This is a genomic window from Pseudomonas citronellolis (genome assembly GCF_029335315.1).
Classification (GTDB): Bacteria; Pseudomonadota; Gammaproteobacteria; order Pseudomonadales; family Pseudomonadaceae; genus Pseudomonas; species Pseudomonas citronellolis_A.
In genome coordinates this window covers 1-13241 of the sequence record NZ_JARJLT010000397.1, presented here as the reverse complement: position 1 = coordinate 13241, position 13241 = coordinate 1, and the positions used below count along the sequence as shown (strand labels likewise).

Sequence of the window (13241 nt, the reverse complement as noted above, 5' to 3'; positions counted from 1 at the left end):
GCATCTTGAAAACCCCGCCCTGGTTCCCGCAAAGCTTCTTCGCCCGCACCCTCTGGCTGGTGCTCATCGTCGTGCTGTTCTCCAAGGCGCTGACGCTGGTCTACCTGCTGATGAACGAGGACATGCTGGTCGACCGCCAGTACAGCCACGGCGCGGCGCTGACCGTGCGCGCCTACTGGGCGGCCGACGAGCGCTCGCGCGAGGCCATCGCCAAGTCCGCCGGGCTGACCTGGGTGTCGCAGGAAAACGAGCAGCCGGAGGAGCAGCACTGGCCGTACAGCGGCATCTTCCAGCGGCAGATGCGCACCGAACTGGGCCCGGACACCGAGACCCGCCTGCGCATCCACCACCCCTCGATGCTCTGGGTCCGCGCGCCGAACCTGGGCGACGGCTGGCTCGGCGTGCCGCTCTACCCGCACCCGCTGCGTGGCCAGCAGATCTGGAGCGTGCTCGGCTGGTTCCTCGGCATCGGCCTGCTGTCGACGGCGGCGGCGTGGATCTTCGTGCGCCTGCTCGGCCAGCCGCTCAAGCGCCTGGTGGTGGCCTCCCGCGAGTTCGGCAAGGGCCGCAGCGTGCGCCTGCCGCTGGGGCAGGACACGCCCAGCGAGATGGCCGAGGTGTACCGCGCGTTCAACCAGATGGCCGACGATGTCGAGCAGGCCGCGCGCGAGCGCGAGCTGATGCTGGCGGGGGTTTCCCACGACCTGCGCACGCCGCTGACGCGCCTGCGCCTGTCGCTGGAGCTGATGCCCGAGGGCGAGCGCGAGATGGTCGAGGACATGGTCCGCGACATCGAGGACATGGACCAGATCCTCGACCAGTTCCTCGCCTTCATCCGCGACGGCCGCGACGAGCCGGTGGAGGAGGGCGACATCAACGACCTGGCCGGGGAAGTCGCCGCCTCCTTCAACCAGGGCGACGAGCACGTGCGCCTGAGCCTGCAGCCGCTGCCGCCGATCCGCCTGCGCCGGGTGTCGATGAAGCGCCTGCTCGGCAACCTGATCGGCAACGCCCTCAACCATGGCGGCGGCAACGTCGAGGTGGCCAGCCACCTGGCCGGCGAGAACGAGGGCGCGCCCTACGTGGTGCTCAGCGTGCTGGATCGCGGCGCCGGCATCGACCCGCAGGAGCTGGACAGCATCTTCAACCCCTTCATCCGCGGCGACAAGGCGCGCGGCGGCAAGGGCACCGGCCTCGGCCTGGCCATCGTCAAGCGCATCGCCGCGCAGCATGGCGGCAGCGTCGAGCTGCGCAACCGCGAGGGCGGCGGGGTGGAGGCGCGGGTGTGCCTGCCGCTGGGGCTGATGCTGCCGCGCGGCGCGACCTGAGCGCGAACGCTTTTCATAGGAGCACTACACCGCTACGTGGTGATGGGTATCGCTTCGCTCAACCCGTCCTACGGTGCTACGGGGCGGCCTTTATGTAGGGCGAATAACGCGCCAGCGTTATCCGCCCTACGGTCTCGTTACCAGGCCAGGCCCTTGGCATCCAGCCGCGCCAGCTTGCCGTACGGCCAGGCGCGGTTCTGCGCGCCATGGCCGCTCGGCAGCCCGTGGTACAGCGGCACGCCCAGCGGCTTCAGGTATTCCACGAAGATTTCTTCCAGGCTGTGCGCCACGTTCTTGCGCGGGCAATCGGTGAAGGTGCCCAGCAGCACCGCACCCAGGCTCGCCGCGTCGAGGCTGTTGAGCAGTTGCCAGAGGCTGCGCTCCAGGCGGTAGTAGGGTTCGCCCACGTCTTCCAGGACCAGGATCGCGCCGGCCGGCGCGTGCAGCGCGGCGACGGTGCCGGCGGCGCTGGCCAGGGCGGTGAGGTTGCCGCCGATCAGCTGGCCCTCGACCGGGCCTTTCGGCCCCGCCAGGTGCGCGGCCGGCAGCTGGCGGTCGACGCCGGCCAGCAGGCGGCTCACCGAGGCCAGCGAGGCCAGGCGCTCGCGCTGTTCGCTCGGCGCGCTCAGTGGTTGCAGGCCGAGGGCGCTGGCCACCGAGCCGTGCACCGCCGGCAGGCCGTGGCGGTGGAAGGCGCTGAGCAGGATGGAAATGTCTGAAAAGCCGATCAGCGGCCGTGGCGAGGCGGCCTGCAGCCGCGCCCAGTCCAGCTTCGGCACCAGCTGCGCGCAGCCATAGCCGCCGCGCAGGCACCACACGGCGCTCACATCCGGTAGCTCGAAGGCGCGGTGGAAGTCCTCCAGGCGCTGCTCGACCGTACCGGCCAGATAGCGGTAGCGCGCTTCGGCGTGCTCGCCCAGGTGGTAGTCGATGCCGAGCACTTCCAGCTGGCGCAGGGTGGCCTCGAAGACTTCCTCGGCGATCGACGAGGCCGGCGCGACCAGGGCCACGCGGCCTTCGAGGGGCGACCAGGTCAGGTCGGAGGGGCGGGGGGATTTGGGCATGGGGTCATTCGAGGTCGTAGGGGAGTTCGATGTGCTTCATGGTGGTTCGGCGCGGACATCCCTGTCGGGACATCGTGCTTGCCGGAGACCCCGGCCTGGCCATCCATGGGCAGTCGTTCGTCGGCGCGGCGCACGCGGTGCTGCGTGGGGTAGCTGAGCGGACATCCCTGTCGGGACATCGTGCCTGCCGGAGGCCCCGGCCTGGCCATCCATGGCCAGTCGTTCGTCGGCGCGACGCATGCGTCGCGTACGCGCCTCCTCACCCCTTTCCTTGAGTCCGCACCAGATGCGGCCCGGCATTCTTCTCCAGGTACTCGATGATCACCCCGGCGATGTCCTTGCTGGTGGTGGTCTCGATGCCCTCCAGGCCCGGCGAGGAGTTCACCTCCATCACCAGCGGGCCGTGGTGCGAGCGCAGGATGTCGACGCCGGCGACCTTCAGGCCCATGACCTTGGCCGCGCGGATCGCCGTCATGCGCTCTTCCGGGGTGATCTTGATCAGGCTGGCGCTGCCGCCGCGGTGCAGGTTGCTGCGGAATTCGCCGGGGGCGGCCTGGCGCTTCATCGAGGCGATCACCTTGTCGCCGACCACGAAGCAGCGGATGTCGGCGCCGCCGGCTTCCTTGATGTACTCCTGCACCATGATGTTGTGCTTGAGCCCCATGAAGGCCTCCAGCACCGACTCGGCGGCTTTCTGCGTCTCGGCGAGGACCACGCCGACGCCTTGGGTGCCTTCCAGCAGCTTGATCACCAGGGGCGCGCCGCCGACCATCTGGATCAGGTCCGGGACGTCGTCGGGGGAGTGCGCGAAGCCGGTGATCGGCAGGCCGATGCCCTTGCGCGAGAGCAGCTGTAGCGAGCGTAGCTTGTCCCGCGAGCGGGCGATGGCCACCGATTCGTTGAGCGGGAACACGCCCATCATCTCGAACTGCCGCAGCACCGCGCAGCCGTAGAAGGTGACCGACGCGCCGATGCGCGGGATCACCGCGTCGAAGCCTTCCAGCGGCTGGCCGCGGTAATGGATCTGCGGCTTGTGGCTGGCGATGTTCATGTAGGCACGCAAGGTGTCTATCACCACCATTTCATGCCCGCGTTGTTGCCCGGCCTCCACCAGCCGACGGGTGGAATACAGGCGCGGGTTGCGCGACAGCACGGCGATTTTCATTGAGCACCTGAAAGGGCGGGGGTAACCATGATGAGGGGTTTGTCCTGGACGTAGCTCAGCGCCGGGTTGACCACCAGCTGGCCCTGTACCAGGGCCTTGGAACCGAGCAGCACGCGGTAGCGCATGGTCTTGCGGCAGGCCAGGGTGAATTCCACCGGCCAGGCGTGGTCGCCCAGGGCCAGTGTCGTGCGGATCACATAGCGGGTCTGGGACTGGCCGTTGGAGCTCTTGATGGTCTTCATCGTCACCAGCGGCGCCTCGCAGCGATGGCGGCGCTGCACCTGGGTGCCCAGGTGGGCGGTGAAGCGCACCCAGTCCTGGCCATCGCGGTGGAAGCTGACGATGTCGCTGGCGTGCAGGCTGGAGGTGCTGGCGCCGGTGTCGATCTTCGCGCGCAGGCCGACGATCCCCAGGTCGGGAAGGGCGATCCACTCGCGCAGGCCGATCACGGACAGGTGGTCGAAGGTCTTCAAGGATGGTCGTCCCAGGGTTTTGCGGCATTCTAGCAGGGCCATTGGCGCCCGCCAGGGGCCTGCCGGGAACGCCGGGCCGAGGGTAGACTGGCCAGGTTGCAGAACTGTGGATGCCAAGCGGTGAGCGAGAAAGACGACGACAAGGTGCGCCTGGACAAGTGGCTGTGGGCGGCGCGCTTCTACAAGACGCGGGCCCTGGCCAAGGCGGCCATCGAAGGTGGCAAGGTGCATTGCCGGGGCGAGCGCTGCAAGCCGGGCAAGGAACCGAAGGTGGGCGAGGAGTACGTGCTGCGCACCGGCTTCGACGAGCGCACCGTGGTGGTCCGCGCGCTGTCCGGGGTGCGCCGTGGCGCGCCCGAGGCGCAGCTGCTTTACGAGGAGACCGCCGACAGCCTCAAGCGCCGCGAGGATGCCGCCGCGCTGCGCAAGGCCGGCGCCCTGGGGGTGCAGACCGACGGTCGGCCGAGCAAGAAGCAGCGCCGCCAGCTGCTGGATTTTCTCGGCGGCGAATAAACGAAACCCCCGCCGGGGCGGGGGTTTCGTTTTCAGCGCGAGGCGTCCGTCAGGCGGATACCACACTCAGCCGATTGAGCAGCGGAATCTTCTCCAGCACCCCGAACAGCGGCGCGGTCAGCCGTGCCAGACCGGCGCTGGCCCAGGCGGCGAACGGCGTGAAGCAGCTCCAGGCCAGGGCCAGCAGGGCCATCTGCACGCCACCTATATAGTCGTCCTGGCCCCAGTGGGCGCCGGCGACCAGGCGCGGCAGCATGAACAGCAGGGCCAGGCCCCAGATCACCACCCACTGCAGCGCGGTGCGGGCGAACAGGGTGAGGAACAGCGCCCAGATCAGCAGCACCGAGGCGTGGTCGCCGGGGAAGCTGCGCGCGGACTCGTCCTTCACCTCGAACAGGGTGTTCTGCCACTGCGGGAAGAACTGCTCCAGGCGCACGGCGTCCGGCGCCACCGAGGAGATGCTCGCGTGCTGCCAGCCCAGGTGGTGGGCGATCTTGGCGTAGAGCACGCGGACCACCAGCAGCACGACCATGCTCACCAGCATGCCGAAGGTGGCGACGCGCACCTGGCTGGCCTTGAAGATCCAGTCGCCACGGATCAAAAGCAGGAGCAGGATGATCGCGACCAGGCCGTCGAACGGCCGGGTGCTGGCCACCGCCCAGATATCGCGCCAGGTCTGGTTGGTCGCCAGCGGGGCGTTGAGGGTGTGGAACAGGCTGTAGTCGAACAGGTCCATGGCCGCTCGGGTCGGCGCCCACAGCCAGAGCAGCAGCAGGGCGAGGGCCAGCAGATGGCAGGCGATGAACGGTCGCCACGACCAGGTGGCTTGGAACGGCGAAGCTTTCTCCATAAAATCGATTCCCCCTTACAGAACGACCCAGGTGCGAGCGGGTGTCGCGAAGCGCGCTGTTATAGGCCTTTGCCATCGGCTTGTCATGTATTTGTGCCTCAGCCAGCGTTGTGCCCAGCATGTCCCAGATCGATCAGAGTCAGCGTTTCATTTTCGACAACACCGACGTTCGCGGTGAAATGGTAGCGCTCGAGCGCAGTTTCGCCGAAGTGCTGGCCAAGCACCCCTACCCGCAGCCGGTCGCCCAGCTGCTCGGCGAGATGCTCGCCGCCGCGGCGCTGCTCTGCGGCACCCTGAAGTTCGACGGCCTGCTGGTGTTGCAGGCGCGCTCCAGCGGCGCCGTGCCGCTGCTCATGGTGGAATGCTCCAGCAACCGCGAAGTGCGCGGCCTGGCCCGTTACGACGAAGAGTCGGTGCGCGACAGCGCCGGCCTGCTCGACCTGATGCCCGACGGCGTGCTGACCATGACCGTCGATCCGAAGAACGGCCAGCGCTACCAGGGCATCGTGCCGCTGGAAGGCGCGAGCCTGGCCGAGTGCCTGTCGTCCTACTTCGCCACCTCCGAGCAACTGCCGACGCGCTTCTGGCTCAACGCCGACGGCCGCCACGCCCGTGGCCTGCTGCTGCAACAGCTGCCGGCCGACCGCCTGAAGGAGGCCGAGGCCCGCGAGGCCAGCTGGCAGCACGTCACCACCCTGGCCGACACCGTCACCGCCGAGGAGCTGCTGGGCCTGGACAACGAGACCCTGCTGCACCGCCTCTATCACGAGGAAAGCGTGCGCCTGTTCGACCCGCAGCCGCTGGTGTTCCGCTGCAGCTGTTCGCGCGAGCGCTCGGCCAACGCGCTGGTCAGCCTCGGCCAGGGCGACGCCGAACGCCTGCTCGGCGAGCTGGGCGGCGAGATCACCGTCGACTGCCAGTTCTGCAACCAACGCTACGTCTTCGATGGCAGCGACATCGCCCAGCTGTTCGCCGGCGGCGGCAGCGCGGCACCGTCGGAAACCCGCCATTGATCGGCGCTATTGGGGCGATAGCCGAACCTTTGGCGCTTTAGGCGGATCAGAGGCTGCACGAGAACCGTTCTTTTCTGGCATAATCCCGCGACTTTTTTCCGCTGTAGTGGGAATCAGAAGTCACTACGCAATGTTTGGAGGACTCGGCTCCGGCCGATGGGGACCCACATGACGCAAGCCAATAAAGCCGTGTACACCGATATCAGCGTTGCCCAACTGGTCGAGGAAGCCATTCGCCGCGGCGAAGGTCGCCTGGCCGACAACGGCTCGCTGGTCGTGGAAACCGGCCACCGCACCGGCCGCTCGCCCGCCGACCGCTACATCGTCGAAGAGCCCGGTAGCAAGGACTCCATCGCCTGGGGCGCGATCAACCGCCCGTTCCCGGCCGACAAGTTCGACGCCCTCTGGGATCGCGTCCAGGCCTTCAACAATGCCCAGGAACATTTCGTTTCCCACGTGCATGTAGGTTCGGCCGCCGACCATTACCTGGCGGTAAAGATGACCACCGGCACCGCCTGGCAGAACCTGTTCGGCCGCCAGTTGTTCATCAACCCGGAAACCTACAACCCGGCCGGCCGCGACGAGTGGCAGGTGCTGAACGTGGCCAACTTCGAGTGCGTGCCCGAGCGTGACGGCACCAACTCCGACGGTTGCGTGATCCTCAACTTCGCCCAGAAGAAAGTGCTGATCGCCGGCATGCGCTACGCCGGTGAAATGAAGAAGGCCATGTTCTCCGTGCAGAACTACCTGCTGCCGGAAAAGGACGTGCTGCCGATGCACTGCGCCGCCAACATCGGCGAAGCGGGCGACGTGACCCTGTTCTTCGGCCTGTCCGGCACCGGCAAGACCACCCTGTCGGCCGACGAAAGCCGTTACCTGATCGGTGACGACGAGCACGGCTGGGGCGAAGGCGTCGTCTTCAACATCGAAGGTGGCTGCTACGCCAAGTGCATCGACCTGTCCGAGAAGAACGAACCGGTCATCTGGAAAGCCATCAAGTTCGGCGCCGTGCTGGAGAACGTGGTCCTCGACGAGGAACGCACCCCGGACTACGCTGACGACCGCCTGACCCAGAACTCCCGCGCGGCCTACCCGCTGGAGCACGTCGAGAAGCGTTCGGAAGCCAACCTGGGCGGCGAGCCCAACGCGGTGATCTTCCTGACCTGCGACCTGACCGGCGTACTGCCCCCGGTGTCGATCCTGAACAACGAGCAGGCGGCCTACCACTTCCTGTCCGGCTACACCGCGCTGGTCGGTTCCACCGAAATGGGTTCGGGCGGCGGCATCAAGTCGACCTTCTCCACCTGCTTCGGCGCGCCCTTCTTCCCGCGCCCGGCCGGCGTCTACGCCGAGCTGCTGATCAAGCGCATCAAGGCCTTCGGCTCCAAGGTCTACCTGGTCAACACCGGCTGGACCGGCGGTGGCTACGGTGTCGGCAAGCGCTTCAACATCCCGACCACCCGTGGCGTGATCGCCGCCATCCAGAGCGGCGCTCTGGTCGGCGCCGAGACCGAGCACCTGGGCATCATCAACCTGGACGTGCCGAAGCTCGTTCCGGGCGTCGAGACCAACCTGCTCAACCCGCGCAACACCTGGGAAGACAAGGCTGCCTACGACGAAGCCGCCAAGGGCCTGGCCAGCAAGTTCATCGAGAACTTCAAGAAGTTCGACGTGAGCGACGCCATCAAGAACGCCGGCCCGCAGCTGTAAGCGCGCCCGTTCCGCGAAAGAGCCGCCTTCGGGCGGCTTTTTCTTTTGTGGAGCGCTGCCCGGCTATGTGCGGCGCCGGTGCCGCGCGTGCCTCCGCATCGGCGTAGGAGCGGGCCACGCCCGCGATTCGCGCGCATGGCGCGCTCCTACGGACGTACCGGGCCGTAGAACCGCCGAAATCCGCTTCGCGAGCAAGCTCGCTCCTACAATGGCTGTCCCTAGCATGGAGCTTCCGCCCCATGACAGGTAAGGGAGATACCCGCATGCACGACACCCTCGAACGCGTCTTCGGTTTCCGCCAGTTCCGCCCCGGCCAGGAGGCGGCGGTCGGCGCCGTGCTGGCCGGGCGCTCGGCGGCGGCGATCTTCCCCACCGGCTCCGGCAAGTCGCTGTGCTATCAGCTGCCGGCGCTGCTGCTGCCGCACCTGACCCTGGTGGTGTCGCCGCTGATCGCGCTGATGCAGGACCAGCTGGCGTTCCTCGACCGCCACGGCATCGCCGCCGCCAGCATCGACTCGGCGCAGAGCCGCGAGCAGGTGGCGCGGACCATGGCCCGCGCCCGCAGCGGCGAACTGAAGGTGCTGATGATCTCGGTGGAACGCCTGAAGAACGAGCGCTTCCGCAACTTCATCGGCGAGGTGCCGATCTCCCTGCTGGTGGTCGACGAGGCCCACTGCATCTCCGAGTGGGGCCACAACTTCCGCCCCGACTACCTGAAGCTGCCGGACTACCAGAAGCAGTTCCGCATTCCCCAGGTGCTGCTGCTGACCGCCACCGCGACCCCGGCGGTGATCGCCGACATGCGCGCCAAGTTCGCCATCGCCGAGGCCGACGTGGTCACCACCGGCTTCTACCGCGCCAACCTCAACCTGCAGGTGGAACCGGTGCCCGGCGCCGCCAAGCGCGCCCGCCTGCTGGCCTGGCTGGGGCCGCGCGACGGCCAGCCGAGCATCGTCTACGTGACCCAGCAGAAGACCGCCGAAGAGATCGCCGCGCACCTCTCCGAGCGCGGCGTGCCGGCGCGCGCCTACCACGCCGGGATGGACCACGCCGAGCGCGAGGGCATCCAGAAGCGCTTCATGGCCGGCCAGCTGAACTGCATCGTCGCGACCATCGCCTTCGGCATGGGCATCGACAAGAGCGACATCCGCAACGTGGTGCACTTCGACCTGCCCAAGTCGGTGGAGAACTACAGCCAGGAGATCGGCCGCGCCGGGCGCGACGGCCAGCCGTCGGACTGCCTGGTGCTGGCCAACCGCGACAGCCTCAGTGTGCTGGAGAACTTCGTCTACGGCGACACTCCGGAGCGCGAGGGCATCCGCAGCGTGCTGGAGGAGATCGCGGTGGCGCCCAACGGCCAGTGGGAGCTGATGCTGACCGCGCTGTCGGACCAGTCGAACATCCGCCAGCTGCCGTTGAAGACGCTGCTGGTGCAACTGGAGCTGCGCGGCATCATCGCCCCGCGCTTCGCCTATTTCGCCGAGTACCGTTTCAAGAACCTGATCGAGCCGGACGCCCTGCTTGGCCATTTCGAGGGCGAGCGGCGGCAGTTCGTCGAGGCCATCCTCAGTTGCTCGGCGCGGGCGCGCACCTGGTCGACCCTGGACTTCGACACCCTCTACCAGCGCCACGGCGCCGAGCGCGCGCGGGTGGTGACGGCCCTGGACTACTTCCAGGAGCGCGGCTGGATCGAGCTGGAAAGCAAGCAGATGACCGAGGTCTACGCGGTGCGCGAGGCGGGCTTCGACCTGGATGCGCTGAGCGACGAGCTGTACGCCTACTTCAAGCGCCACGAAGCCAGCGAGATCGCCCGCATCGGCGCCATGCTGGAGCTGTTCGCCAGCGCCGAGTGCCTGAGCTGGCGCCTGGCCCGCTACTTCGGCGACGAGCAGGCGCCGCCGCGCTGCGGGCATTGCTCGGTGTGCGCCGGGCGCGTCGCGCACCTGCCCGAGCCACCGGCGCTGGCGCCGCTGCACGGGCAGACGCTGCAGAGCCGCTGCGCCGCGTTCATCGACAAGTACCGGGGCGCGCGCGGCGCCGAGCCGAGCGTCGACTGCGTGACGCGGTTCCTCTGCGGCATCAGCGTGCCGGTATTCACCCGCCTGCGGGCGCGCACGCTCCCCGGCTACGCGACGCTGGAAGACTACCCCTACGCGCAGGTGCGCGACTGGGTGCAAGCCCAGCGCTAGGCGGCGGCCCAGACCAGCGCGGCCTGGCCCTTCGGCTCGTCGAGCTGCCACAGCTCGCCGCGCTCGATGCGGAAGTGCGTGCCGTCCTTGCGGATGCGCGTGCCGGCGTAGCCTTCGGCGAAACCGCGGGCGCGCACCGAGGCGAGGATGGCGTCGCGGTCGGCCTGGGCTTCGGCGTCGGCGCTGAACCGCGAGGGCAGGCCGATGAACTCCTCCTCGCTGTAGCCGAAGGCCCGACGTGCGGCCGCGTTGACGTAGATGAAGCGCGGGTCCGGCCCGGCGTCGTGGGCCAGCAGGGCGAACGGCGCCCGTTCGTGCAGCCAGCGCAGGCGCTCGGCCGGCTCGCCCTGGTAGGTGTCGGCGCCGATGCCGCGCCCGTGCAGGCGCTGGTAGGCGGCGTCTATCTGCTGCAGGAGTTGCAGGGCGTGGTCGCTGGGCATGGTCACTCCGCTGGCCGGGGATGGCGCCGGCATTGAGCCGCAGCCCGGCGCCGGGGTCAACCGGCAGCGCCGGTAACGCCCGCCGGTCGCCGGCAAGACTAAAGGTCGGCGGTGTGATGGCGTCCCGCCTTGTAGGGTGTGGGGAGGAGATTTCCTCCTAGACTCAGCAAGGCGTGTCCGCCAATCGGCCGAGGAGCCCTCATGTCTGTCGAGCACCTGGATGTCCTGATCGTCGGCGCCGGCCTGTCCGGAATCGGCGCCGCGTACCACCTGATGAAACACTGCCCGGGCAAGACCTTCGCCCTGCTCGAAGGCCGCGAGGCCATGGGCGGCACCTGGGACCTGTTCCGCTATCCGGGCATCCGCTCCGACTCGGACATGTACACCCTGGGCTACAACTTCAAGCCCTGGACCGACCCCAAGGCCATCGCCGACGGCCCGTCGATCCGCCACTACATCGAGGACACCGCGCGGGAAAACGGCATCGACATGAAGATCCGCTACCGCCACCGCGTGCTCAAGGCCGACTGGTGCAGCGACAGCGCGCGCTGGCAGCTGAGCGTGCAGCGCGGCGACGACCCCGAGCCGATCCGCATGAGCGCGCAGTTCCTGCTGATGTGTACCGGCTACTACCGCTACGAGGCCGGCTTCACCCCCGAATTCAAGGGCCGCGAAAGCTTCCGCGGGGAGGTCATCCACCCGCAGCTGTGGCCGGAAGGCTTCGACTACGCCGACAAGCGCGTGGTGGTCATCGGCAGCGGCGCCACCGCCGTGACCCTGGTGCCCTCGCTGACCGACAAGGCGCGCCACGTCACCATGCTGCAGCGCTCGCCGTCCTACGTGATCAGCCTGCCGCAGAAGGACCCGATCTCCAATTTTCTTCGCCGCTTCCTCCCCGAGACCTGGGTCTACCGCCAGGCGCGGGCGCGCAACGTGACCATGCAGATGATCTTCTTCATGCTCTCCAAGGCCTTCCCCGGCGTGGTGCGCAAGGCCCTGCTCGGGCTGGCGAAGCACCAGCTGGGCAAGGACTTCGACATGCGCCACTTCAGCCCGCGCTACAAGCCGTGGGACGAGCGCGTGTGCTGCGTGCCGGATGGCGACCTGTTCAAGGCGCTGCGCAAGGGCAAGGCCTCGGTGGTCACCGAGCACATCGACAGCTTCTGCGAGAAGGGCATCCGCCTGAAGTCCGGCGAGGTGCTGGAGGCCGACGTCATCGTCACCGCCACCGGCCTCGACCTGGTGATGTTCGGCGGCGCCGAGCTTTCGATCGACGGCCAGCCGTTCCAGGTCAACCAGAGCATGGGCTACCGCGGCATCATGCTGCGCGACCTGCCCAACCTGGCCGCCGTGGTCGGCTACACCAACGCCAGCTGGACGCTCAAGGCCGACCTTTCCAGCGAATACTTCTGTCGCCTGATCAACCACCTGGACGCCGTCGGCATGCGCCAGTGCACGCCGCGCGCCGGCGCCGGGCAGGTGAAGGAAGAGCCGTTCCTCAACCTCAACTCCGGCTACATCAAGCGCGCCGCCGACAAGATGCCCAAGCAGGGCGACCGCACGCCTTGGAAGCTCTACCAGAACTACGCGCTGGACCTGGCGCTGCTGCGCCACGGCAAGGTCGAGGACGGCTACCTGGTGTTCTCCTCGCCGCGCGAAGGGGCCCGCGACGAGGCGTCGTTGCAGGCGGTGTGAGTTTTCGATGATTCCGATCAGGAAAACCGCCTGAAGCGCGAGCCAGGGCGGTTTACCATGACGGCCTTTTTCCCGCCGTCATCGAAAGGAACGCACCATGCACATCGACGAAGCCATCCGCAGCCGCCGCGCGATCAAGGGTTACGACGCCAGCTTCAGCCTCAGCCGCGAAGAGAAAGACGAGCTGCTGCAACTGGCCCTGCTCGCGCCCTCGGCGTTCAACCTGCAGCACGTTCGCGCCGTCGAGGTCAGCGACCCGCAGCTGCGCGCGCACATCCGCGAAGTGGCCTGGGGCCAGGCGCAGGTGACCGACGCTTCGATGCTGGTGGTGGTCTGCGCCCAGCTCGACAGCTGGGAACGGAACGCCCGCCGCGTCTGGGACGGCGCACCCCAGGAAGTGCAGGACTACATGGCCGGCGCGATCGACGGCTACTACCGCGGCAAGCCCCAGGTGCAGCGCGACGAAACCATGCGCAGCTGCGGCCTGTTCGCCCAGACCCTGATGCTCGCCGCGCGCGGCAAGGGCCTGGACTCCTGCCCGATGGACGGCTTCGACTTCGACGCCGTGGCCAAGCTGATCAACCTGCCGGACAACCACGTGATCGGCCTGATGGTCGCGGTCGGCAAGCAGACCGTCGCGGCCAAGCCGCGCGTGGGCAAGCTGGCGCTGGACGAGGCGGTGATCCGCGATCGGTTCTGAACCTTAGCGGCCAGCCAACGAACGCGCCCCAGGGCGCGTTCTGCTTTTCAGGGGATCGAGGAGGGCGCCTGGTTTTCGCTCGCGAACCTTTGTTCCGTACA

The 13241-nt window shown here is 68.0% G+C and carries 12 protein-coding genes; 7 read left to right on the top strand and 5 right to left on the bottom strand.

All coding sequences use genetic code 11. From position 1 onward, the window contains the following. Positions 1-5: 5 nt before the first annotated feature. The gene (locus P3W75_RS30325; RefSeq protein WP_276231025.1) at positions 6-1328 is read left to right on the top strand and encodes an ATP-binding protein; all 1323 of its coding nucleotides are present in this window, start codon (positions 6-8) and stop codon (positions 1326-1328) included. Between the two features lie 137 nt (positions 1329-1465). On the opposite strand, the gene P3W75_RS30320 is transcribed toward P3W75_RS30325, so the two are convergent. The 3 genes from P3W75_RS30320 to P3W75_RS30310 all read right to left on the bottom strand — a co-directional run bounded on the left by P3W75_RS30320 (position 1466) and on the right by P3W75_RS30310 (position 4030). After that, a complete protein-coding gene (locus P3W75_RS30320; RefSeq protein ID WP_276231024.1) occupies positions 1466-2392 on the bottom strand; it encodes a S66 peptidase family protein in 927 nt (308 codons plus the stop codon). A gap of 259 nt (positions 2393-2651) precedes the next feature. Then, the gene (rimK, locus tag P3W75_RS30315; RefSeq protein WP_276231023.1) at positions 2652-3557 is read right to left on the bottom strand and encodes a 30S ribosomal protein S6--L-glutamate ligase; all 906 of its coding nucleotides are present in this window, start codon (positions 3555-3557) and stop codon (positions 2652-2654) included. Then, entirely contained in the window at positions 3554-4030 is a 477-nt protein-coding gene (locus P3W75_RS30310; protein WP_276231022.1) for an ATP-dependent zinc protease family protein, read from the bottom strand. The genes rimK and P3W75_RS30310 overlap by 4 nt, the downstream gene beginning before the upstream one ends. Positions 4031-4150: 120 nt before the next feature. On the opposite strand from P3W75_RS30310, the gene P3W75_RS30305 reads away from it, so the two are divergent. Further along, positions 4151-4543 carry an RNA-binding S4 domain-containing protein gene (locus P3W75_RS30305; RefSeq protein WP_276231021.1) on the top strand — a complete coding sequence of 131 codons (393 nt, stop codon included), beginning with the start codon at positions 4151-4153 and terminating at the stop codon, positions 4541-4543. A 49-nt stretch (positions 4544-4592) separates the two neighbouring features. Here P3W75_RS30305 and P3W75_RS30300 read toward each other — a convergent pair whose 3' ends face one another. Continuing rightward, positions 4593-5393, bottom strand: a complete 801-nt coding sequence (locus P3W75_RS30300) for a phosphatase PAP2 family protein (RefSeq protein ID WP_276231020.1) — start codon at positions 5391-5393, stop codon at positions 4593-4595. A gap of 119 nt (positions 5394-5512) precedes the next feature. Here P3W75_RS30300 and hslO point away from each other — a divergent pair, with 119 nt between their 5' ends. The 3 genes from hslO (at position 5513) to P3W75_RS30285 (ending at position 10305) form a co-directional block, all read left to right on the top strand. Then, the gene (hslO, locus tag P3W75_RS30295; RefSeq protein WP_276231019.1) at positions 5513-6406 is read left to right on the top strand and encodes an Hsp33 family molecular chaperone HslO; all 894 of its coding nucleotides are present in this window, start codon (positions 5513-5515) and stop codon (positions 6404-6406) included. 168 nt (positions 6407-6574) lie between these two features. Then, positions 6575-8116 carry a phosphoenolpyruvate carboxykinase gene (locus P3W75_RS30290; protein ID WP_276231018.1) on the top strand — a complete coding sequence of 514 codons (1542 nt, stop codon included), beginning with the start codon at positions 6575-6577 and terminating at the stop codon, positions 8114-8116. Between the two features lie 263 nt (positions 8117-8379). After that, positions 8380-10305 (top strand): RecQ family ATP-dependent DNA helicase, encoded by a 1926-nt coding sequence (locus P3W75_RS30285; RefSeq protein WP_276231017.1) that lies wholly within the window; start codon positions 8380-8382, stop codon positions 10303-10305. Here P3W75_RS30285 and P3W75_RS30280 read toward each other — a convergent pair. Beyond that, positions 10302-10745 (bottom strand): MEKHLA domain-containing protein, encoded by a 444-nt coding sequence (locus P3W75_RS30280; RefSeq protein ID WP_276231016.1) that lies wholly within the window; start codon positions 10743-10745, stop codon positions 10302-10304. The two genes, P3W75_RS30285 and P3W75_RS30280, sit on opposite strands and share 4 nt — an antisense overlap. Positions 10746-10946: 201 nt before the next feature. On the opposite strand from P3W75_RS30280, the gene P3W75_RS30275 reads away from it, so the two are divergent. Together P3W75_RS30275 and P3W75_RS30270 are read left to right on the top strand one after the other, a co-directional pair. Further along, a complete protein-coding gene (locus tag P3W75_RS30275) occupies positions 10947-12440 on the top strand; it encodes a flavin-containing monooxygenase (protein ID WP_276231015.1) in 1494 nt (497 codons plus the stop codon). 97 nt (positions 12441-12537) lie between these two features. After that, the gene (locus P3W75_RS30270; RefSeq protein ID WP_276231014.1) at positions 12538-13140 is read left to right on the top strand and encodes a nitroreductase family protein; all 603 of its coding nucleotides are present in this window, start codon (positions 12538-12540) and stop codon (positions 13138-13140) included. Positions 13141-13241: the final 101 nt, after the last annotated feature.